The sequence below is a fragment of the Pseudomonas sp. lyk4-R2A-10 genome (genome assembly GCF_030209075.1).
Classification (GTDB): domain Bacteria; phylum Pseudomonadota; class Gammaproteobacteria; order Pseudomonadales; family Pseudomonadaceae; genus Aquipseudomonas; species Aquipseudomonas glycinae.
Window position 1 is genome coordinate 43,725 of the sequence record NZ_JARVSR010000018.1, and the last position, 24,855, is coordinate 68,579.

Annotated in this window: 7 protein-coding genes; 5 read left to right on the forward strand and 2 right to left on the reverse strand. The window is 64.2% G+C overall.

Annotated features, from left to right (window positions below; translation table 11 throughout):
• Window positions 1-96 precede the first annotated feature (96 nt).
• Complete coding sequence (locus tag QRN46_RS27575) at window positions 97-513, reverse strand: organic hydroperoxide resistance protein (protein ID WP_221614952.1); 417 nt, start codon at window positions 511-513, stop codon at window positions 97-99.
• A 40-nt stretch (window positions 514-553) separates the two neighbouring features.
• Window positions 554-958 (reverse strand): hypothetical protein, encoded by a 405-nt coding sequence (locus QRN46_RS27580; RefSeq protein ID WP_221614951.1) that lies wholly within the window; start codon window positions 956-958, stop codon window positions 554-556.
• Between the two features lie 801 nt (window positions 959-1,759).
• On the opposite strand from QRN46_RS27580, the gene QRN46_RS27585 reads away from it, so the two are divergent.
• Genes QRN46_RS27585 through QRN46_RS27605 form a run of 5 tightly spaced genes read left to right on the forward strand, consistent with a single transcriptional unit; the run spans window position 1,760 to window position 24,851 of the window.
• Window positions 1,760-10,768 carry a non-ribosomal peptide synthetase gene (locus tag QRN46_RS27585; RefSeq protein ID WP_285358561.1) on the forward strand — a complete coding sequence of 3,003 codons (9,009 nt, stop codon included), beginning with the start codon at window positions 1,760-1,762 and terminating at the stop codon, window positions 10,766-10,768.
• The gene (locus tag QRN46_RS27590) at window positions 10,765-14,874 is read left to right on the forward strand and encodes a non-ribosomal peptide synthetase (RefSeq protein WP_285358563.1); all 4,110 of its coding nucleotides are present in this window, start codon (window positions 10,765-10,767) and stop codon (window positions 14,872-14,874) included. Before QRN46_RS27585 ends, QRN46_RS27590 begins: the two co-directional genes overlap by 4 nt.
• Complete coding sequence (locus tag QRN46_RS27595) at window positions 14,874-23,966, forward strand: hybrid non-ribosomal peptide synthetase/type I polyketide synthase (protein ID WP_502942411.1); 9,093 nt, start codon at window positions 14,874-14,876, stop codon at window positions 23,964-23,966. Before QRN46_RS27590 ends, QRN46_RS27595 begins: the two co-directional genes overlap by 1 nt.
• Entirely contained in the window at window positions 23,963-24,652 is a 690-nt protein-coding gene (locus QRN46_RS27600; protein ID WP_285358567.1) for a hypothetical protein, read from the forward strand. Before QRN46_RS27595 ends, QRN46_RS27600 begins: the two co-directional genes overlap by 4 nt.
• Window positions 24,645-24,851: an MbtH family protein gene (locus QRN46_RS27605; protein WP_201820195.1), complete on the forward strand. Its 207-nt coding sequence runs from the start codon at window positions 24,645-24,647 to the stop codon at window positions 24,849-24,851. The genes QRN46_RS27600 and QRN46_RS27605 overlap by 8 nt, the downstream gene beginning before the upstream one ends.
• Window positions 24,852-24,855 lie beyond the last annotated feature (4 nt).

The following is a 24,855-nucleotide window of genomic DNA, read 5'->3' on the forward strand; positions in this document are numbered from 1 at the left end:
AAAAGCCCCGGGCGCGATCTATTGCACCATGGTGTCGCCGGATCGTACGAAGGTGTGGTTGGAAGATTGGGCATTTTGCTGTCGGCAAAAGACGGATCAGGTGAGGGTTATGCTGACCTTGATGTTGTTGCGCGTGGCCTTGGAGTAGGGGCAGTTCTGGTGTGCCGCGTCGATCAGTTGTTGCGCCACTTGCGGTTCAATCTCCGGCAGTGACACCGCCAGTTTCGCTTGCAGGAAGAACCCGTGCTCGCCGTGGATCAGGTCGATTTGAGCATCCACCCCGGCCATGGCTGGGAAAACGATCTTACGTGCATTGCAGGCGTGACGCAGTGAGCCGAGGAAACAGGCCGACCAGCACACGGCGAACAATTGCTCGGGGTTGGTTCCGGAGCCGGGCGCACCCGGGGGCGACAGCTTGAGATCCAGTCGGCCATCGTCACTGCGTCCTGTGCCCTCGCGGCCGCCTGTGGTGCAGGTATGCGCGGAGTAGAGGGTTTTTTCGATATCGATCATGGGCATTCCCTGAAAAGCATTTCACAGCGAAAAGGGCGGTTCATGTTGCCCGAGTGGGTTCATGACATTCCCGTGCAGATGCACCCGCCAGCGCGTCGGCCGTGGCCACGGCATCAGCGCCGCGATGGCCAAGATTGTCGAGCAGGGTCGAGCGGGCGATTTCGATCAGCCAGGCGCGAAACGGAAAGCTCGGGTCATGGGCGGCCTGTTCCTGATAAAGCGTCCTGAAGGCCTGCTGAACGAGGCCGCCGGTGTCTTCACGACGGATCCGCCCGGCTTGCACCTGACCTTCGTAAAAGGCGATGAGCAACGGCGTCACCGTCGCGAACAGCTGTTGCGCTTCACTTCGGCCATGGCGGACGGCGCCCGCGACCAAGGCATACAGTTCGTCGTTGCCGAGCCGGTCTGACTCGCACAGGCAAGTGTGGCGATAACCTTCAGCCATGGTCGAATCCCTCGCAAAACCATCGTTCGACTGAGCGCCGCGACCGAAAAGGTTCGCAGGTGGCCTGGCGTTCAGCGGTGAGATTCAAGCCTGCCCTCACCGCTGAATGACTGCCAGTTATGCGTTGTTAGCGCTTGTTAGCGCTCGGAAACTGCGGTGACTATTGCGCTGGCCAGTCGGCATTTTGCGCGGGTTTTCGATGATCGGCGCCTGCCAGGAACAGAGGCTGGATTCCCGGCATTAATGACATCTCTGTCCCTTTGCCATCGTCTCGATCAGGTAGGAAACGTCCGATATTTATTTCGCAAATTTCCTACATTTTGTTTGCCTCCCTAACAAAAAACGTGGTTATTATCCGCCGGCGCTTCGGGTCACAAACCCGGCGCCAGAAGATTGCCGCGTGTCTACAGACCCGGCAGTCGCAGCCGATCGGGACCACCCTGGCGCTGTCATCCCCGCGCAGGTTGTTCCTCGTCGTTGACCCTCAAATGGAAGTCGAGGTTTCAATTGGTCACGCGGTTTGCAATCGACGATGCAATGAACGGGGCGACCCCTGTCGCCAATGATCCGGCCCACTTTCCATCTGCCTGCGCCGACCGCGCTGCGGTGTTCTTCTCCAGCCTGTCTCCCCCCGAATTTCTGCGTGTGCCCGCGTTCAACGTGAGTCTGCACGCGCGCGCCGCGCCATCCTCCTGAATTCGAAAGACCGTGCCGGCACCTGATGCCGGGGCCTGACTGGCAGGAAGCGTGCTGACACCTGCCTGATCACAAAAATAATGTAGTCATGGACGGTAGCCTCCGATGTTCGACAACACTTCCTTGCGTGGGACGAATCCCGCGCAGCCCGACGTTTGCTCTTTGAAACCGTTCGATGCAGACCTGTGCGTGCACGGTCTGTTTGAAGCGCAGGTGCTGCGCACCCCCGAGGCCATCGCTGCGCGCTGGCAGCAGGAGGCAATCAGTTACCGTGAACTGAACACCCGCGCCAACCGGCTGGCCCATCACCTGCGCAAGCTCGGGGTCGGGCCGGACGTGCGGGTCGGGCTGTGTCTGGAGCGTTCGCTGGAAATGTTGGTCGGCGTGCTCGCGGTGCTCAAGGCTGGCGGTGCCTATGTGCCGCTGGACCCGGCCTATCCGCAGGCGCGGCTGGCGCACATGCTGGCCGACAGCGCACCGCCGGTGGTGCTGACCCACGGCCAGGCACGCGATATTTTGCGGGCGGCGCTCGAACCGTCAGCGACTGCACCGACGGTGCTGGACCTGGCCGACGCCCGTGATTGGGCTTCGCTCCCGGCAGACAACCTCGATCCTCACTCGATCGGCCTGACACCCCGTCACCTGGCTTACGTGATCTACACCTCCGGCTCCACCGGAACCCCGAAAGGCGTGATGGTCGAGCATCGCGGACTGGTCGCCGTGAGCGGCGACTGGGCCCGGCTCTATGGATTGGGCGAGCCGATCAAGCACCTGCAAATGGCCGGTTTTTCCTTCGATGTGTTCAGCGCGGACCTGATCCGTGCGCTGGGTTTTGGCGGTACGCTGGTGCTGTGCCCACGGGACACCCTGATGGACCCGCCGGCCCTGTATCGGCTGATCCGCGAGGCGCAGATTGGCTTTGCCGATTTCGTACCGGCGCTGCTCAATCCGCTGCTGGCGTGGGTCGAAGAGACCGGCCATGACTTGTCGTTCCTGCGCACCGTGGTCTGCGGCTCCGACATCTGGACCGCCCACAGCGCACGACAATTACGCAGGCTGTGTGGTGAGCAGGTGCAGATCGTCCAGGCCTACGGCGTGACCGAAGCGAGCATCGACAGCACCTGTTTCGAGTTCACCGAAAACAACCAGATCGACGCGGTGCTGCCCATCGGCCGGGCACTGTCCAACACCCGGATTTACCTGCTCGATGCTGACGGTAAACCGGTTGCCGAGGGTGTCGCGGGCGAGTTGTACATCGGCGGCGTCGGCGTGGCGCGCGGTTATCTGAACCTGCCGCAACTGACCGCCGAGCGTTTCATTGACAGCCCGTTCTTGGCGGGCGAACGCCTTTACCGCACCGGGGATCTGGCGCGTTACCGGGCCGACGGCCAACTGGAATTCCTCGGTCGCAACGATGCCCAGGCCAAATTGCGCGGCCTGCGTCTGGAACTGGGGGAAATCGAAACCCGGCTGGCGGACATCCCGGGCGTGCGGGAAAGCGTGGTGTTGCTGCGCCAGGACAGTCCCGGTGAACCGCGATTGGTCGCCTACTACTGCGAAAAACCAGACTCAACGCTGAGCCCGCGCTTACTGCGCGAACAGCTGCAAATCAGCTTGCCGGACTACATGGTGCCGACCGCCTTCGTGCGTCTCGACGCCTTGCCGCTGACCGCCAACGGCAAGGTTGATCGGCCCGGTTTACCAGCGCCGGACGTCGAGGCATTCGATCAGCAGGAATACCAGGCTCCCCAAGGCTCGCTGGAAACCGCGCTCGCCGCGATCTGGTCGGACGTGCTCGGCATCGAGCGGGTCGGGCGTCAGGATCAGTTCTTCGCCCTTGGCGGTCACTCGCTGCTGGTGATGCGGGTGCTGGCGCAGGTTCGCCACACGCTGGGGCTGGAAGTGGCGCCTTCGACCCTGTTTGCCGCGCCGGTTCTGGCGGCGTTCGCCGAACGGCTGCAAGCCAGTCAGGCGGCGGCTCGCCCAGCCATCACGACCCTTGAACGCACGGGCGCGCAAACGTTGTCGTCTGCCCAGCAGCGCCTGTGGTTTCTGGCGCAAATGGAAGGTGGCAACGCGGCGTATCACATGCCGTTGAACCTGCGTTTGCGCGGTTCGCTGGACGTGGCGGCACTCGAACGCAGCTTCAACCAACTGGTGGCGCGCCATGCGGCGCTACGTACGACGTTCATCGCCGTTGAAGGGGAAGGGCGTCAACTGGTTTTGCCGCCTGCGCACAGCATCCGGCTGACGGTGACTGACGTGCAGGGGCACGATGCGCAAGAACGTCTGGCCCGCTTGATCGACGAGGAAGGCGCCAGACCCTTCGACCTGAGCCGGGGCCCGCTGATGCGGGTCAGCTTGCTGCGGCTGGCGGCGGATGACCATGTGTTGCTGCTGACCCAGCATCACATCATCTCCGACGGCTGGTCGATGGGCGTGCTCACCCGCGAGCTGGGGCAGCTGTACGCAGCGGCGTTGCAGGATCGCGACGATCCGCTGCCGCCGCTGCCCGTGCAGTACGTGGATTACGCCGTGTGGCAAAAGCAATGGCTGTCCGGCGACGTGCTGGAGCAGCAAAGCCGTTACTGGCGTGAAACCCTCACGGGCGCGCCGGTATTGCTGGAGTTGCCGACCGATCACAAGCGTCCGCCCGTGCAGGATTACCTCGGTGGCTTTGTTCCATTGGTCTTCGACGAAGCGTTGACCGCGCGATTGAAAGCCCTGGGCATGCAGCAAGGCACCACGCTGTTCATGACTCTGCTGGCCGGGTTTTCATTGCTGTTGTCGCGTCTGTCCGGGCAAAGCGACGTGGTGATCGGCGTGCCATCGGCCAACCGTCCGCAACAGGAACTGGAAGGGCTGATCGGTTTCTTCGTCAATACGTTGGCTCTGCGGATGACTCGATCAGGTACGCCGTCGGTGGCGCAATGGCTGCAACAGGCGCGGCGAGTGGCGCTGGAGGCTCAGGAACACCAGGACCTGCCGTTCGAGCAAGTGGTGGAATTGCTCAACCCGCCGCGCAGCCTGGCCCACAGTCCGCTGTTCCAGGTGCTGTTTGCCTGGGAGCAGGATCAGGATTCCGATCTGCTGCTGACCGGGCTCGACGTTACGCCGGTCGAGAGCAGCCATCACGTGGCCAAGTTCGATCTGCAACTGGCGCTCAGTGAGCGCGACGGGCAGATCGTCGGTGGTCTGGAATATGCCTCGGGCCTGTTCGAGCGCGGCACTGTCGAGCAGTTCGGCGAGTACCTGCGTCGGGTGCTGACGCAGATGGTCGAGGACAGCCAGCAGTCGCTGGCGAGGATCAAGCTGCTGAGCGCCGAGCAACATCAGCAGATCGTTCATGACTGGAACCGCACCGCGCGGGATACCGCGTCGTTGCCCGGTTGCGTGGCGCGCTTCGAAACCCTTGCCCGGCAAACGCCCGATGCCGTGGCGCTGCTCGCCGACCGTGAGCAACTGAGTTATGGCGAACTGAATCGTGCCGCCAACCGCCTCGCGCATCACCTGATCGAACAAGGCGTCGGCCCCGAGCATCGCGTCGGTCTGTGCATGGAGCGCTCGCCGCACATGGTCATCGGCCTGCTGGCGATCCTCAAGGCCGGCGCGGCGTACGTGCCGTTCGACCCGGCTTACCCGAGCGAGCGTCTGGCGTTCATGTTCAGCGATGCGGCGCCGACCTTGCTGCTGACGCAATCGAGCCTGATGGCCGGGCTGCCGGCCAACGAGGCGAAAATCTGCTGCCTGGACACCGGCGCAGCGCAATGGGCACAGCACCCGACGGATGATCCGCAGGTCACGGTGAGCCCGGAAAACCTCGGCTATGTGCTCTACACCTCCGGCTCCACCGGACGCCCGAAAGGCGTGGCCCACAGCTGTCGCGCGCTGGACAACCTGATTGCCTGGCAACTCGATCAAGCCGCAGCACCGCAGCGTGTGCTGCAATTCGCCTCGCTGAACTTCGACGTCTCGTTCCAGGAAATCTGCAGCACCCTCTGCCAGGGCGGCAGCCTGTTGCTGATGACCGAAGACAGCCGCAAGGACCTCGCCGCACTGCGCCCGACCCTGGTGGCCGAAGGCGTGCAGCGGGCGTTCCTGCCGTTCGCCGTATTGCAGCAACTCGCCGGCCTGACCGAGGCCGATGCGCCGATGCCGGCCGGCGGTTGCGAGATCATCACCGCCGGTGAAGCCCTGCAAATCAATGACGAACTGCGCGGTTTTGTCCGTGGGCTCGGCGGTGCGCAGTTGCATAACCAGTACGGGCCGACCGAAACCCATGTGGTCAGCCAGTTCAGCCTCGACTGCAACGACGCCGAGTCCTGGCCGGACGCGCCGCCCATTGGCCGTCCCATCGCCAATGCGCGGCTGTACGTGCTGGACGAGCATCTGAATCCGGTGCCGGTCGGCGTGGCGGGTGAGTTGTACATCGCCGGCGCCTGCCTGGCCCGTGGCTATCTGAATCGTCCGGACCTGACCGCCGAGCGCTTCCTGCCGGACCCGTTCAGCGCCGAGCCGGGCGCGCGGATGTACCGCAGCGGCGACCTCGCGAAATTCCTGGCCGACGGCAACGTGCAGTACCTGGGACGCATCGACCAACAGGTGAAACTGCGCGGCTTTCGCATCGAACTCGGTGAGATCGACAGCCTGTTGCATCAGCAACCCGGGGTTCAGGAAGCCGCCGTGTTGCTGCGTGAAGACGTGGCCGGGGACAAGCGCCTCGTGGCCTATGTGGTCGGCACCGCGACCAGCGAATCCCTGCGCGCCGAACTGCAACGCCAGTTGCCCGAACACATGATCCCGAGTGCCTGGGTCCGGCTCTCGCAACTGCCGCTGACCCGTAACGGCAAGCTCGACCGCCAGGCGCTGCCGGCACCGGAACGCAGCGCTGGCGCGACTTACGAAGCGCCGCGCAACGACATTGAACGGCAAATGGCCGAGATCTGGGCTGAAGTGCTCAAGTGCGAACGGGTCGGCATCCACGACAACTTCTTCGACCTCGGCGGCCACTCGCTGCTGGCGACGCGGATGATCTACGCGATCAACCAGCGCATGGGCGCGCAACTGTCCCTGAGCAGCCTGTTCCAGACCCCGGTGTTGCGGGATCTGGCGGCGCAGGTCTCGCGTGAAGAACAGAGCGTTGAACCGGCATTCCTCCAGATCGAGCCGGATCGCGGCAATCGACATGAACCGTTCCCTCTGACCGATATCCAGCAAGCCTACTGGTTCGGTCGCGAGGCCACGGTCAGCCTCGGCGGCGTCAGCGCTCACGGCTACGAAGAACTGCGCATTCCCGAATTCGACGCCGAGCGTTTCGAACAGGCCTTGAATCGCATGATCCAGCGCCACGACATGCTGCGCGTGGTGTTCCTCAGCGACGGCACGCAACAGGTGCTGGCGCAGGTACCGACCTATCGCATGCCCCGCAGCGACCTGCGCGGCTTGCCCGTCGAAGTGGCGCAACGCACGCTGGAAGCGACCCGCGAACGCCAGTCCCATCAGGTGCTGGACGCCAGTCGCTGGCCGCTGTTCGAGTTCAGCCTGTCGCTGCTCGATGACGGCATTACCCATTTGCACATCAGCCTCGACGCGCTGATCGTCGACGCCGCGAGCACGCAGATTCTCGCCCGCGAACTGATGGCGTTCTACGTCAATCCGAACCTGGAGCTGACAGAGCCAGGCCTGACTTTTCGCGACTATGTGCTGGCCGAACAGCAGTTGCGCAATGGCCGCCGCTACGAGCAGGCGCTGGGCTACTGGCGTGAGCGGGTGACCACGCTGGCCCCGGCGCCAGATCTGCCGCTGGTACGCCAACCCGAAAGCATTGCCAACCCGCACTTCACCCGCCGCGACCGCGACATGTCGGCCGCGCAGTGGGCGCAGCTCAAAGCCGTGGCCAAGCAGTTTGCGGTGACGCCGTCGGTGATGCTGCTGACCGCGTTCAGCGAAGTGCTGGCGCTGTGGAGCCGCACCCCGCGTTTCACCCTGAGCCTGCCGCTGTTCAACCGCATGCCGCTACACCCGGATGTCGACGAGATCATCGGCGACTTCACCTCACTGGTACTGCTGGAAGTCGGCATCGACGGAACACAAACCTTCACCGACAAGGCCCGCGCAGTGCAGGCGCAACTGTGGCGCGACATCGATCATTCGGTGGTCAGCGGTGTGCGGGTGCTGCGCGAATTGTCCCAGGCCCGGGGCGTGCAGCAGACCGCGATGCCGATCGTGTTCAACAGCACGCTGTCGGAAGCGGCGCCGGAACTGGCCGAGTTCAACCTGGCCGACGCGTTGAACGCCAAACACATGCACAGCATCACCCAGACCCCGCAAGTGTGGCTCGACCACACGTTGCTGGAGCTCGAAGGACGCCTGTTGTTCAACTGGGACAGCATCGACGAGCTGTTCCCGCAAGGCATGATCGAGCAGATGTTCGTCGCCTATAACACGCTGCTCGACAGCCTTTGCGAACCGGCAGCCTGGGGCGCGAACACGCCACAACTGCTGCCGCAGGCACGCTTGCCGGCACCGGTCGACCATCAGCAAACGCTGCCATTGATGCACGAACTGTTCGAACGTCAGGCCCTTGCCACACCGGACGCACTGGCGGTGATCGGCACGCGACAGCTGACGTACGCCCAATTGCGCAACGAGGCCCGGCAACTCGGCGCCCGATTGCAAACACAGGGCGTGCTGCCGAACCGCTTGGTCGCGGTGGTGATGGAGCGCGGCTGGGAACAAGTGGTCGCAACGCTGGCGATTCTGTATGCCGGCGGCGCTTACCTGCCGATCGAGCCGACGCAACCGGCGGAACGGCTGCGGCATATTCTGGAGCGGGCCGAGGCGAGCCTGGTCCTGACCCAACCGGCGCTGCTCGACAGGATCGAATGGCCGGCGCAGGTCACGGCCATCGCGGTCACCGATGAAGTCTCGAACGATGAACTGCCACTGCAACCGGTGCAGGTGAACGAAAGTGACCTCGCTTACGTGATCTACACCTCCGGCTCCACCGGTCAGCCGAAAGGCGTGGTGATCGACCATCGCGGTGCGGTCAACACCTTGCTCGACATCAACCGGCGCTTTGCTGTCGGCCCGAACGACCGCGTATTGGCGATCTCGTCGCTGAGCTTCGACCTGTCGGTCTATGACTTCTTCGGCACGTTGGCGGTGGGCGCGACGGTGGTCATCCTCGAACCGCAACTGTCACTCGATCCGGCGCACTGGCTCGAATTGATCAAGCGTCACCAGGTCAGCCTGTGGAACTCGGTGCCGGCGCTGCTCGGCATGCTGGTCGAGTACGTGGAGGGCGAGGGCGGCGCGTTACCTGCCAGCCTGCGGGTGGCGATGCTGTCCGGCGACTGGATTCCCCTGACCTTGCCCGAGCGGGCCTGGGCCTTGCAGCCGGATTTGCAACTGATCAGCCTGGGCGGTGCCACCGAAGCGTCGATCTGGTCGATCTACTACCCGGTGCAACAGGTCGATCCGGCCTGGCGCAGCATTCCCTACGGCAAGGCCCTCGATCATCAGCGCTTCTACGTGCTGGATGAAGCGCTGCAAGTGCGCCCGACCTGGGTCGCGGGGCAGCTGTACATCGGCGGCATCGGTCTGGCGAAAGGTTACTGGCGCGATGAAAAACTCAGCGCGGGCAGTTTCTTCAATCATCCACTGACCGGCGAACGGCTGTATCGCACCGGCGACCTGGGCCGTTTACTGCCCGACGGCAACATCGAATTCCTCGGTCGCGAAGACAATCAGGTCAAGGTCCAGGGCTATCGCATCGAGCTGGGCGAGATCGAAGCCGCGCTCAATCGCCATCCCGGTGTGCAGAGCGCGGTGGTGCGGATTCTTGGCAGCACGCTGGGCGAGAAGCGTCTGGCGGGTTACGTGCTCAAGGCCGATCCGGCGTTGCAGGCCAGTGATTTCAGCGCCTACCTGAGCGACAAGCTGCCGGCCTACATGATTCCGCCGTCGTTCACCTTTGTTGAAGCCTGGCCGTTGTCGTCCAACGGCAAGGTCGACAAGAAACGCCTGCCGGAGCCTGAGCAAGTCGAGGAGCAAGGGCCGGCGCTGGAAGTCGACGGCCCGCAGGAACAGCGGCTGGTGGAAATCGTGCAGGGCGTGCTCAAGCGCGAATCGATTGCCGCCAACGCCAACCTGCTGAACCTCGGCGCAACGTCGATCGATATCGTCCGGATCAGCAACGCGTTGTCCGGCGCGTTGCAGTTCCGCCCGCACGTGGCACAACTGCTGGCCCAGCCGACGTTGCTGCATCTGCTTGGCATGTACCGCCAGAACCGGGCGCGTCAGGAATTGCTCGGCAACGTGCAGCAGGCTCCGGAGCCCGTGCAGGACATCATCGAGGATCCACAGCAGCGAGCGCAGTTCAAAGCCGAACAGCGCGGGCGCCGTGACTTCGCTCAAGCCTTGCCGGCAGTGGCACTGGATCTGCCGCAAGACCCGGCCTTCGCCCGGCGTTTGAGCGATTACCGCTCGGTGCGTCAATACGATCGGCAACCGATCGCCACCCAGGCCTTCGCGCACGTACTGGCAGCGCTGGCCCAGGGGCAACTCGACGGCGAAGTGAAATACCAGTTCCCGTCGGCGGGTGGCCTTTACCCGATTCAGGCGTACCTCTACGTCAAGCCGGATCGCGTGCTCGGCGTGCCCGGCGGCGCGTATTACTACGATCCCCGCCAGCATCGTTTGCTGGCGCTCCAGAGCGGAGCGCTCGACCCGGACGCCTACGACTATTTCGTCAACCGACCGGTGTACGAGAACGCCGCGTTCTCGCTGTTCTTCATCGCCGACATGGCCGCGATCCGTCCGTTGTACGGCGAGCGCAGCCGCGACTTCTGCCACATCGAAAGCGGGGCGATGGCCCAGTTGCTGAGCATGACCGCCGTCGAGCACGGCCTGGGCCTGTGCGGTATCGGCTCGGTCGAGGAGCAGCAACTGACGACGCTGTTCGACCTGGGGCCAAGCCATGAATTGATTTATTCGATGATCGGCGGGCTGCGCACAGCCGATGAACAACACCGCGCGTCGGTCGAGGCGTTTGCCATCGAGCCTGTGCCCGCCAGCCTGGACGACGAAGACATGGAGGAGTTCGAAGTATGAATGCCGATCAATTGCTGGCGTTGTTCGCTCGCCATGGCGTGGTGCTCGAAGTGGACGGTGACAGGCTGCGCTGCAAGGCGCCGCGCGGGTTTCTCACCGAAGAACTGACCCAGGCGCTCAAGCGTCACAAACAGGAACTGATCGCCTTGCTCGGCGGGCACGATGACGCGGTAATTCCGCGCCGTGCTGGCGCGCACGGGTCCTGGCCGTTGTCGTTCTCGCAGCGGCAACTGTGGTTTCTCGATCAATTGGAACCCGGCAACCCGTTCTACAACGTGCCCACGGCGGTAACGCTCAAAGGGCAGTTGAACGTCGCGCAGCTGGAACGAGCGCTGAACCAACTGGTGGCCCGCCACGAAGTCCTGCGCACGACGTTTGGCAGCGTGGACGGAGAACCGCGTCAGGTGGTGCATCCGTCGATGCCGCTGTCGTTGTCGGTGACGGATCTGCGCCAGTTGCCTGGCGACGAGCGTGAGCAGCAAGTGCGATTTGCCGTCGAACAGGACGCACGGGCGCCATTCGATCTGGCCACCGGCCCATTGTTGCGGGCGTCGTTACTGCGCGTGGCTGACGATGAATACCTGTGGCTGTACAGCGTGCATCACATCATCGCCGACGGCTGGTCGATGGGCGTGATCCTGCACGAAGTCGCCACGTTGTACGGCGATTATCTGCGTGGTGAAACCCCGACGCTTGCGCCGTTGCCGGTGCAATACGCCGACTACGCCTGCTGGCAGCAGCGCATCGGCGGTGCGGCGCTGGACGCTCAGCTCGATTACTGGCGTCGCACCCTGGACGACGCGCCGCTGTTGTCGACCCTGCCTGCCGACCGGCCGCGACCGCTGGTGCAGCGTTATGTCGGCGCCACGTTCAGTTCCTCCGTCGATGGCGACACTTTGCGTGAACTCACGGCGCTGGCCCGGCAGACCCAGGGCACGCTGTTCAACGTGCTGCTCGGTGCTTTAGCGGTGCTGCTGTGGCGCCACAGCGGTCAGCAGGACTTGTGCGTCGGCACGCCGTTCGCCAACCGCAATCGTCCGGAAGTCGAGCCGCTGATCGGCCATTTCGTCAATACGTTGGTGCTGCGCCAGCGCCTGAATCCGCAGCAAACCTTCGCCGAGCTGCTGCGCGAGGTGCGGGGTCAGATGCTCGACGTCCACGCCCATCAGGACGTGCCATTCGACCGCGTGGTCGAGGCCGTCAACCCGCAGCGCGATCCCGGCCATTCGCCGTTGTTCCAGGTGATGCTGGTGTTGCAGAACACACCGGGCAACGCGGTGCAGATGCCCGGCCTGGAACTGGCGCCGTACGGCACCAGCAGTGCCACGGCCAAGTTCGATCTGGCGTTCGAGTGGGTCGAGCGGGCAGGGCGGCTGGACTTGCTGGTGGAATACAACACGGACCTCTACGACGTTGCGACCATTGAACGCCTGAGCGGGCACTACCGCCACCTGCTCGAACAGATCGCCGCCGACGCCAAGCAACCGATCAATGCCTTGCCGCTGATGAATGAGGCCGAGCGACAGCAGGTGCTGGTCGACTTCAACCGCGCCGCGCCGCTGACGCAAGCGGCGCCCTGCGTGCATCAACTGGTCGAAGCGCAGGTCGCGAGCAATCCTCAGGCCTGCGCGGTGATATTTGAAGGCCAGTCGCTGAGCTATGCCGAGCTCAATGCACGGGCCAACCGACTGGCGCGGCATTTGCGCACCTTGGGCGTCGGTCCGGACGTGCGCGTGGCGGTGTGCATCGAGCGTTCGCTGGAATTGCCAGTGGCGCTGCTGGCGGTGCTCAAGGCCGGCGGCGCCTACGTGCCGCTGGACCCGGACTATCCGCTGGGACGCCTGAGTCATATGCTCGGCGACAGCACGCCGGCGGTGCTGCTGACCCTTGGCTCGGCGCACGGAATCTTGCGTCAGGCCGTGCAAGGCTCGACCTGGGAAGCGCCGATCCTCGACCTCGAAAAAGATGCGGGGAACTGGGCGTCGTTGCCGGCGGACAATCTCGATCCGCGCAATGTCGGCGTTACCCCTGACCATCTCGCCTATGTCATCTACACCTCCGGCACCACCGGCTTGCCCAAGGGCGCGATGGTCGCCCACCGTGGCTTGAGCAATCTGCTGTTGTGGTGTTTGCAGGTCTGCGGCGAGGCGGGGGCGATGTTGCACAAGATCCCGTTCGGTTTCGATGCTTCGGCATGGGAGACCTTCTGGCCGCTGGCAACCGGCGGGCGGCTGGTGATCGCACGGCCCGGCGGCCATTACGAACCGGCGTACCTGGCCCGCGAGGTGCGCGAGCAACAGGTCACGGCGCTGGTGTTCGTGCCAGCGATGTTGCAGCTGTTTCTGGAGGTCGACGAGGTCAGCCAATGTGTGTCGCTGACCGATGTGTTCAGCGGCGGCGGTGAACTGCCGCCGGCTCTGGCCCGGCGCTTCCAGGAGCGTCTGCCCCGTGCGCGGCTGCACAATGTCTACGGCCCGACCGAAACCACGGTGATCAACAGCATCTGGACCCTGGAGCCCGGCGCCGAGGTGCCGGCCCGGCAATTGCCGATCGGCCGGCCGATTGCCAACAACCGCTTTTATGTTCTTGATGACCGCGACCAGCCGGTGCCGGTGGGCGTGACCGGGCATCTGCACATTGGTGGTGTGGGTGTGGCCCGGGGTTATCTGGGGCTGGCGCAACTGAGTGCCGAGCGCTTTATCGACAATCCGTTCGTGGCAGGTGATCGGCTCTATCGCAGTGGCGATCTGGCGCGCTACCGCCCGGACGGTCAGCTGGAATTTCTCGGTCGCAACGACTTTCAGGTCAAGTTGCGTGGCGTGCGCCTGGAACTGGGCGAAATCGAAGCCCGGCTCGAAGCGTTTCCCGGCATCCGCAGCGCCGTGGTGTTGATGGTCGGCGAAGCGGCACAGGATCAGCGGCTGGTGGCCTGCTGTGTGGTGGCCGAACCCGTTGACGAAGCAGCGGTGCACGCCCATCTGGCGACGACGTTGCCCAGAGCGGTGATCCCCGGCAGCTATCTGTGGCTCGACGCGCTGCCACTGACCGCCAATGGCAAGGTCGACCGTGCGGCGCTGACCGCTTTGGCGGATGAAGAAATGGTCAACCGTCAGGTCAACCTGAGCAGCCCGCGCGATCACATCGAGCTGGCGCTGTACCAGATCTGGAAAAGCCTGTTGCTGGCGCCGCAGATCGGCATTCGCGACAACTTCTTCAATGTCGGCGGCACCTCCATCGCCGCGATCAAAATGGCCCATGAAATCAGCCAGCAGTTTTCGGTCGAAGTGCCGGTGCGCGTGGTGCTCAGCTACCCGACCATCGAAGCGCTGGGCGGCTGGCTGCGGGTCGGGGCCAACCCGGCGCTGGCCCAGAGCAACCTGATCGAATTCCGGCGCGGCAGCGGCCAGCACAACGTGGTGTGCATTCACCCGGCGGGCGGCACGGCGTTCTGTTACCTGTCGCTGGCCAAGGTGCTGCCGGATGCAACTGGCGTCTACGGGGTGCAATCGCCGGGGTTGAATCCGGGGGAGAGCACCGAGCCGACGGTCGAAGCGATGGCCGAGGCCTACTTGCGCCAGATCGAACCGCTGACGCGGCAACCTTTGATCCTCACCGGGCTGTCGTTCGGTGGTCTGGTGGCCTATGAAATGGCGCAGCGGTTGACGGCGGCCGGGCATCGTCAGGTGACCGTGGTGCTGCTCGACACTCAGGGCAGCGACGATCCGGGTTTCCGCGAGCAGATCGGCACCGTGGACATGGCCGAGTTCCGCGACAAGCTGGTGCGCTTCAATGGCATGTACCCCGGCATCGAAGACGCCCAGGTCGAACGCTACTTCAACATCTACAACCACAACCGGCTGGCCATGGCCGCCTATAAGTGCGCGCCGCGCGCCGGTCGCGTGGTGCTGATTCAGGCCCGGGAAGATTTCAGCCGCCATCAGTTGCATGAACTGCGTGGCTTCTGGCGGCGCCGCGCGGGTAGCGGCTATCTGGCGAAACTGGTCAGCGGCGGGCACTGGGACATGCTCGAAAGCGCGGAAATCCACCGGGTCTCGCAAATCGTCCGTCAGGAGCTGCAACGCTTCGACGCGCAGGAGGCGAAATGATGAGTGCGTCCAAAGACATGCCGTTGCTCGCACGTTTTGCCGAGCAAGTGGCGCGTAATCCGCAAGCCCCGGCGGTGATCGATCAATCGCTCACGTTGACTTACGCGCAACTGGCCAGCGCCAGCGAACGCATCGCCCGAGGACTGCTGGCGCGTGGCGTCGAGCCCGGTCAGTCGCTGGCGTTGTGCATGCCGCGCTGCTGGCAGTGGCTGGCAGCGATTATCGGCGCCCTGAAAGTCGGCGCGGTGGTGGTGCCGCTGGATCGCGCCAGCCCGCGCAAACGCCGAGAGTTGATGCTGGCGGATGCGGCGTGTGTCGGCCTGATTACCCTGGACGAAGAACCGCTGTGGTCGTCTTCACTGTGGCAAACCAGCGTCGAGGCCTTGCTCGATCAGCCGGACGCTCCAGCGCAAGCGCTGGCCGAAGACTTTGCCGAGGTGATGTTCCTGTTCTACACCTCGGGCACCACCGGCACGCCGAAAGCGGTCGAGGTGGGCGAGCGCGGCTTGCTGCGGCTGGCGCACAGCGACGGCTATATCGAGATTCGCCCGACGGACCGGTTTGCCTGCCTGTCCAACCCGGCGTTCGATGCGTGCAGTTTCGAACTCTGGGCGCCGTTGCTCAATGGCGGTTGCTGCGTGATGATCGCCGACGAGGACGTGCTGGATGCGCGGCGTCTGGCCGAGGTGCTGGAGCGGACCCAGGTCGACAATCTGTTCATGACGGTATCGCTGTTCAACACGTTGATTGCCGAGTGGCCGTCGTGCTTTTCCAGCGTGCGTCAGGTGCTGATCGGCGGTGAGCAGATCAGCGCTGCCGCCGTGCGCGGATGGTATCGAGCCAATCCTGAGAGCCGCTGCCGGATTTTCAATGTTTACGGCCCCACCGAGTGCACCACGTTTGCCCTGTGCTGGCCGATCAGCCGCGACTTTGCCGCTGACTCGGCGCCCATTGGCCGACCGTTGCCGGACACTGGCGTGTTGGTGCTGGATGAGCAGCAACGGCCGGTACCGGCAGGCGAGGTGGGCGAGCTGTATTTGAGTGGCAGCGGTGTCGCCCGTGGCTATCGCAACCGGCCCGAAGAAACCGCCCGCCAGTTCGTGCGCTTGCCCGACCTCGACGGTGGCGCGCAGGTGCATTACCGCACCGGCGATCTGGTGCGGCGCAATGCCGAAGGCTTGATCGAGTACCTGGGGCGGGTCGACCGGCAAGTGAAGATTCGTGGTTTCCGGATCGAGCCGGGGGAGGTGGAGCAACGGATGCTGGAGTATCCGGGCGTGGCGCAGGTGTACGTCTGCACCCGGCGTCAGGCGGCTGAAGATCATCAGTTGCTGGCGTTCATCGTGCCTCGCGGGGATCTGGACTATCTCGCCTTCGAAAACCATCTGCGGGCACAACTGGCGCCGTATATGCGGCCGCATCAGTTGTTTCTGCTGGAGCGCCTGCCGCTGACAGCCAATGGCAAGATTGATCGTGACGGGTTGCTGGCCCAAGGGTTGAGTCCGTGGCATCCAGTCCTGGCAGCTACGGATAACGAAAGCGTTTCGCCGGCGCTGGAATGGTTGTTGAGTCAGGCCCGTTCCCTGCTCGGCCAACCGGCCCTGAGTGCGCAGGATGACTGGCTGGGCAGTGGCGGCGATTCGCTCAAGGCCATGCGCCTGCGTTCGGCGATCCGTGTCCGCTGGCAGCGCGAGATCGCGATCAACACGTTGCTCAACGAGTCGTTCTTGTCGTTGGCCTCACAACTGACCGGTGAAACGAACCGCGAGTCGATCTACCCATCTGCGCCTCCGATCAGCAGCGCCCAGCGCCTGCCGGCCACCGCCGAACAGCGACGGCTGTGGCTGTTGCAACAACGTTCGCCGACCTCGACCGCCTACAGCGTGCCGCTGATTCTGCATCTGGCGGCGGGCGTCGATGTCGCGGCGCTGACTGAGGCGGTAGGTCGTCTCGTGCAGCGCCATCCGGGGTTGCGCACGGCTTTTGCACCCGGTAGCGATGTCCTTGATCAGGTAATCGCCGACCAGGGTCCGGCCTGCCGCACCTTCGCGGTCGGGCATTTCACCGAGGACAACTGGCAGGCCTTCGCCGAGCTGGTGTTCGCCGCGCCGTTCGACCTGACCACGCCGAACCTGTTTCAGGCCTGGCTGTTGCCGTTCGCCGATGGCAGCTGCCGGCTGTTGCTGAATCTGCATCACATCATCGTCGATGGCTGGTCGGTGAACCTGCTGTTCGAGGACCTGACGCAGCTTTACACCGATGTCCTGCAAGGCGAAGACAGCCCGCCGCCAGACGCCCGATTGACGACGCTGGAGTTTGGCCAGTGGCAGCGCCAGTGGAGCGTCGATCCGCATTATCGCGACCAGCGCCGCGCACTCGCCGAGTTGCATCGCCGTCAGGAAGAACCGTCGCCTGCATTGATGCCAATGCGCGAAATCAGCCCGGACGCCCGGTTGCACCGCGAGTCCTTGGGCACAGTGCGCAGCGCCGCCCTCGAACGCTTTTGCACCCAACAACGGCTGACCCGCTTCGAAGTGCTGTTCAGTGTCTTCGCCTGGAGCCTGTACGCCCTGACCGGGAGCGACCGGCCACGGATCGCCAGCCCGGTGTCCAACCGGCCGCTGGCGGAGTTTGAAGACACCGTCGGCATGTTTGCCAACACCGTGCTGATCCCGACCGCCGTTGAAAATGCATTGCCTCTGAGCGAGCAGTTGCGCAAACAGACCGCCACCGTGCGCGAGGTACTGGCGTTGCAGGACGTGGCGCTGGCGGATCTGGTGGAAGACCTGCGGCTGTCGTCGAGCCCGTTGCTGTTCGATTTCATGTTCGTGCTGGAAAACACCGATTACGCGGCGCTGACCGATTCCAGTCTGCGCGCCACGCTGGAGTTCAACGAGCAGTTGCACGCCAAGTGCCCGCTGACGTTGTTGATGGTGGGCAGCGGTTCGCAGCTGGAATGCTGGTGGGAATATCAGTGCAGCTATTTCGATGCCGAACAGATGCGGGCGTTGAACGCGCTGTTCCGCCGGGGTCTGGATCTGTTGCTGGAAAACCCGACGGCCAATCTCAACGATTTGCTCGGTCCGTATCGACGCAGCCTGCCACCGGCAAGCGAAGGTCCGCAGGTTGTGCTGCCGTTCAACACACTGGCGGACGGGTTCGAGCATCAAGTGCTTTGCACGCCGAAGGCGGTCGCGCTGGTTCAAGGCCAGCAGCGCCTCAGCTACAGCGAACTGAATACGCGGGCCGATGCTCTGGCGGCAAATCTGATCGAGCGCCATCCGTTGCCGACCGGGAACGCGCCGCTGCATGTTGTGCTGTTCCTCGATGCCTCGGTAGAACACATCGTCGCCTTGCTGGCGCTGGCCAAACTCAACCTGACCGCCGTGCCGCTGGACCCTGCTTACCCGGTGGCGATCCAGCGTCAGGTGCTGGAGCAGGCGCAGCCGCTGTGTGTGCTGTTCAGCGACGCGACCAAGGCTGCACTGGATGACCTGAACGCCGGACGATTCGCCACGCATCGGGTTGATCTGCGCGCCGATGCCGGAACGTTCGAACGTCCTCGCCACGCTGGCGAACGGCCGTTGTACACGCTGTTCACTTCCGGATCGACCGGCACGCCCAAAGGTGTGCAAGTGTCGGAACGCACCCTGTGCAACCTGCTGCAATGGCAGCGCACCGAGGGGCAGTTGCCGGCGAAAGCGGTGACCCTGCAGTTCTCGATGCTGTCGTTCGATGTGTCGTTCCAGGAGATTTTCAGCACCCTGTGCGGCGGCGGTTGCTATCACCTGATTACGCCGCGCTGGCGTCAGGATGCCGAGGCGTTGCTGGATTACATGGTCGAGGCGCGGATCGAGCGCCTGTTCTTGCCGTACGTGGCCTTGCAGCATCTGGCGCAAACCGCCGTGACCAGGGGAATTTACCCGTCGGCGTTGCGCGAGGTGATCACGGCCGGCGAGCAACTGCTTTGCACCGAGGCACTGCGCAACTGGTTCGGCGGCATGCCGCACGCCTCGTTGTTCAACCACTATGGCCCGACCGAAACCCACGTGGTCAGCGCCTTGCGCCTGCCGCCGGTGGCGCGGGACTGGCCGTTGCGCGCGCCGATCGGCCATGCCGTGGGCAATGCGCGGTTGCTGCTGGTCGATGAGCACGACCGCCCGGTACCGATCGGCAGTCGTGGCTATCTGCTGGTGGCCGGGCCGATGGTTGCCCGTTGCTATCTGGCTGATCCTGCGCTGAACGCCGCGCGGTTTGTCGAGCTGGCGGACGGCTGTTTGTACTACCGCACCGGCGATCTGGCGTGGGCCGATGCCCAGGGCTGCCTGCATTATCTGGGGCGTGACGATCAGCAGATCAAACTCAGCGGCCATCGGCTGGAGCTGGGGCAGATCGAGGCGGCGCTGATGCAGGTGCCGGAAGTGGTCAACGCGGTGGTGGCGGTGCAGGCCGATCCACCCCGGTTGATCGCCTGGCTGCAACTCGAAGGCGAACCTCCAACGTCGCAAGCGCTGGATCGTCAGGTCGCGCGGCGGCTGCCGGCCCATGTGCGAATCGATGAATACCGACGGATCAACCGCTGGCCACGCACCCCCAGCGGCAAGATCGACCGCAAGGCTTTGCCGAATCTGGGCGAGGCTTTGGAGCGGCGCAGCACGCCAGCAACGGCTGTTCAATTGAGCGCACTGGAACGGCAACTCAGCGAGTTGTTCCAGGCCGTGATCGGCCGTGACATCGAGCCGGAACAGACCTTCTTCGAGGCCGGCGCCACCAGCCTCGGCCTCATGCGTTTGCATGGCCGTTACGCCGAAGAGCTGCCGCACAAGTTGACAATGGCCGACCTGTTCGAACACGTCACGGTACGGCGTCTGGCGGCGCATCTGTCGACGGCGCCGGTCGCAGCCGTGGAGCGTGTCCGGCAAACCGATGCAGGTCACCAGCCGATGGCGATCATCGGCATGTCGGTGAATGTGGCCGGAGCGCAGAACCTGTCCGAGTTCTGGGCGATGGTGCAAGGCAATGGGTTGGGCATCGAGCACTTTGCCGCCGAAGAGGGCTTGGTCGGCGCCCGCAGTCAACTGGCGGGCATGCTCGATTTCGATCCCGAGTACTTCGGCATCAGCCGCCAGGAAGCGCGGCTGATGGACCCGCAACAGCGGCATCTGCTGATGGCCTGCGTGCAGGCTCTGCAACACGCGGCCATCGTTCCGTCGGCGGAGGGCCCGCGCATCGGTCTGATCGCCAGTTGCGGCGAAACCACGTACTTCCAGCAAATGCTGCGCGAAACCGCCGACGACGATTTGCCGGACGGCTTCCAGTTGGCGCTGCATCACGACAAGGATTTTCTGGCGACCAAAGCCGCGTATCACCTGGACCTCAACGGCCCGGCCCTGAGCGTGCAGGCCGCTTGCGGCAGTTCGCTGATCGCCGTGCACCTGGCCAGCTCCATGCTGCGGCAGGGCGACAGCGACGTGATGCTCGCGGCCGGAGTGCTGATCGACCCGACTCTGACCGAGGGCTACCGGCACCGCTCGCAGCACATCTTCTCTGCCGATGGTCTGTGTCGTCCATTCAGCGACGACGCCAGCGGCACCCTCGGTGCCAGTGGCTACGGGGTGGTGGTGCTCAAACCGCTGGCCAAGGCGCGGGCCGATGGTGACCGGATCTATGCGTTGGTCGAAGGTTCGGCGTTGAACAACGATGGCCGGGCCAAGATGAGTTACACCGCGCCGTCGGTGGCCGGGCAGAGCGCAGTCATCCGTGATGCTTTGAGCCGGGCCGGGTTGACCGGTGCCGACATCGGCTACATCGAGGCCCACGGCACCGGCACCTTGCTCGGCGATCCGATCGAAGTCTCGGCGTTGACCAAGGCTTTTGGCGATGCGCCGGCCGGCAGTTGCGCGCTGGCTTCGGTAAAAAGCCAGATCGGTCATTTGGGCGCGGCGGCGGGGGTGGTCGGGTTGATTCGCGCCAGTCTCGCGGTGTTCCATGGCGTGCTGCCGCCGAACCTCGGTTTTGGCCGGATCAACCCGCAGATCGATCTGCAGCATTCGCCGTTCTATGTGCCGACCACGTCCCGGCCATGGCCGGAAGGTCGGCGACGATTGGCCGGTGTCAGCAGTTTCGGGATTGGCGGAACCAATGCGCATGTCATCGTTGGTGCTGCGCCCACGGCGCAGGAGGGGGACGAGGAAACGCTGCCACTGCTGATGATTTCGGCTCACAGCCGAGCGGAGTTGCTGCGCGATATCGCGGTAATTCGCGAATATCTGCAAACCAATCCGGAACAGCACACCGCATTGCTGCGGTACTTGCAGTCAGGTCGCCGGCAGTTGCGCTGGCGCTTCGCGATGATCTGCCGGTCGGGTGACGACATTCCGTTGCAGCCGACAGCGATCAAGGAAGTCGGGGTCTCAAGCGCGCAGTTGATCGCCCGTGATCAATCGCCGCAGGATTTGCTGGACGCCTGGTACGAAGGCGTGAATATCCAGTGGCCGCAACGCTCGGCACCGCCGCCGTGGGATTTGCCGCCGTCATCGTTCGAACTTCAGACCTATCGTTTCCAGACCCCTGTGGCTGCTGAACCTGAAGCGCCAGCCCTTGCGCGACAACCGCTGGCGGACTGGTTTCACCAACGACAATGGGTGCGCACCCGGCGCCTGAGCGCGACAGCGACGACGCAATCCCGTGAGGTGCTGATTCTGTGCAGCCATGAGGCGCCGGAATCGACCTTGCTGGCGAGCCTGAACACTGTCTATCGACGCGTGATTCAAGTGCGCGCGGGCAATGGCTTCAAGCGCTTGAGCCCGGACCGTTTCGAGCTGGATCCGCTGGACACTGAAGCCCTGAACCGTTTGCTCGCCGAAGTTGCAGAACCCGACCTTGGCGAACTCGACTGGCTGCATGCCTTGCCGCTGGCGGTGTCGGGCGAGGTCAATGAGCAATCGCTGGATCTGGCGCAGTGGGCCTGTCTGGATACGGTCAGTGCATTGATGCAGGCCTGGGGGCAGACCCCGCGCATGACACGGCTGCGGTTGTGGTTGATGTCATGGCAGGCGTGCCCGGTAGACGGCGAGGTTCAGCGCCCCGAACTGGCAGCGCTGGCCGGCATCACCGAAGTGGTGCCGCAGGAATACCCGGTGCGTTGTCACTGGCTGGACTGGCCATCGTCGCGCCTCGAAGCGCAGGCCGGCGAGTTGGCAGCGTTGCTTGCCGATCCGGTTTCATTGCCTCGGCGAATGGCGGTGCGCGATGGTTACCTGTGGCAGCCACGCTTGATCCCCCAGCCATTGCGCGAGCCGGCGACGACGTCTCTTTTAACGGAAGAGGGAACGTTCCTCGTGCTGGGCGGCAGCGGCGGCATCGGCCGAACCCTGTGCGAACACTTGCTAAAGGCACCCGCGCGCCGTGTGGTGCTGATCTCGCGCCAAGGGCAATTACCTGAGTCACTGGCGGCGTACACGTCGCGGATCGACTGCATCAAAGCGGACATCGCCGACCTATTGCGCTGGCCGCAGATCCTCGATCAACTGGCCGTGCGTTACGGTCGCCTTAGCGGCGTGATTCATGCGGCGGGCGTCGGAGCGGGCAGCTTGATTCGCCACCGCGATGCCCGGCAAATGGCCGAGGCGATGGCCGCCAAGACTCGCGGCATGCTGGCAGTCGAAGCCTTGATCGAGCACCTGACGCCGGGTTTTGTCCTCTATTGCTCGTCGATGTCGGCACTGTTCGGCGGCGCCGGGCATCTGGATTACGCGGCGGCCAGCGGGGTACTCGATGGCTTCACCCACTATCGCCCGAACCCCGCCGACACATGCCTGCGCCTGGGGATCAACTGGGACATCTGGCGCGACATCGGCATGGCCACTACCAGCAACGGCGGAGACGCCGCGCATCTGGAGCATCTGACGGTCGGACTGTCAGCCGAAGAGGGTTGCCGAGTGTTCGATCTGGCGATGGCAACGCAGTTGCCGCAGCTGCTGATCTCCACCACCGGCATCGACACGGCGCGGCGGTTTTATCCGGTTCGCCATGGCGCCGTGGCCGCAACGGTCGAGGCGCCGAAGGGCGTTGATCTGTCGGCGCGCCTGCGTGAGTGCCTGTGCAAGTGGCTCGGTGTGGCCGAGCTGGAAGATGACGATTCGCTGTACGACCTGGGCGCGGACTCGCTGACGCTGCTCGACCTGATCGACGAACTGCAAGCGGCCACCGGTGAGGTGTTTCAGCTGTCGCAATTCAGCCACAAGGTCAGCCTGAACGAGGTGCTGGGGCTGGTATCGACCGCCACGGTTGAAGAGGCGCCCCCCGCTGCACCTCGCGGCTGGCACGACGCGGTGCGGATCGATCAATGGCATGCCGGTGCCGGGCGCGACTGGCTGTACCTGATCCACCCGGTGGGTGGCGATGTTCAGGCCTATCGGGAACTGGTCTCGGCGCTGCCGGCGGAGCTGGGCGTTTGCGTGATCGGCGATCCGGCGCTGCGCCTGCCGCAGTTGCCGAACATCAGCGTGGAGGAACGTGCACGCTGGTATCTGGCGGCGATCAAGGAGCATCTTCCGCACGGCAGCACTTGGCGCCTTGCAGGGTGGTCCTTCGGAGCATGGGTGGCGCAAGCACTGTGTCATCAGGCCCAGGCTGAGGGCTTCAGGCAACCGTTGTTGTACCTGATCGACCCGCCCGCGCCGGATGCCGGTGCGGAACTGGCCGGCATTGATGAGCAGACCATCGAGCAGGTGTTCCAGCGCGAGTTTGCCCAGCGCTGGCCGGCGGTCGAAGGGAAGGGCATGGGCGAAGAACGCCAAGCGTATCTGCAGCGGCTGACGGTGTGCTGCCGCAACAACATGACCAGCATGATCGACTTCCAGCCGCCAGCATTGGCGACCATAGTGGTGCGGCTGTTCAGCGCCGGGCACGCCAATCCTTACGGGCTGGGCAACGCATGGAACCCGGACGACCTGCAACGCAACTGGCAGGCCTTGCTGCCGCAGTTGCGCAGTTGGCAAACCCTGGACACCGATCACTACGGCATCGTGGCGGGCCGCTGGGCGCGGTTGCTGGCCGAAGTCATCGGTACGGATGAGCCATCGCCATGAGTGAGCCGATCTCGATGCCGCGATGGCTGCTGAATTTAGTGCAAGTGCTGTGCGAAACCGGACAGGCCGACGACCTGCGCAAGCGGATAGACAATGGCGAGGGTCCCGTGCCGCTGCGGCTGTTTCATCTCTGGCAGGCCGACGTGGTCCTGCCGATGCTCGGCGAAGCCTTGCCGGAACATCGGCAGTCGCTGCTCGCGTTGCAAAGCCTGCATCAGCGGGCGGCGCTCGGTGTGATCGGGCGTCAGGGCGAATGGCGGGCCACGCTCAGACCGGTATTGCTGGCGCTGTATCGCAAGGCCTACCCCTACGACGCGGCGTACGCCAAGGCCCACGCCAGTGCGCTGACCTACGGCCTCGCACCGGCCAACACCGCAATGATTGCCGAGCACTTTGGCGACGCCGAGGCGTTCGCCGAGTACTACGCGCAACTCAATACCGAGGCCGCCGCCACGGCGTTTGCCCAGGCTCATGCCAGCGCCAACGCCGAGGTGTCGGCCCGGGCCTTCGCGGACGGCGACGCAGAGACCTGCGCTCAGGTCTGTGGGGCGACCGTGCGGGTGTACGTCGGGGCCTGCGCGCAGGCCGAGGAACAGCGACATGCCCTAAGCAATCAACTCGCCGCCGGGCTCGAGCGAAGCCTGGCCACGCTGCAATCCCGTTCAACAGGAGAACGACATGAATGACGCACAACTGCAATTCGATGTGGTGATCAACGCTCAGGGTCAGTATTCCCTGTGGCCGGCGGGCAAGCCGATGGCCAGCGGTTGGAGCGAGGCGGGGATGCGCGGTGAGCGCCAGGTCTGCCTGGATTACATCAACGAGCACTGGATCGACATGCGCCCGCGTTCGCTGCGTGAGCACTCATCGGTGTCGTTCCAATAAAAAA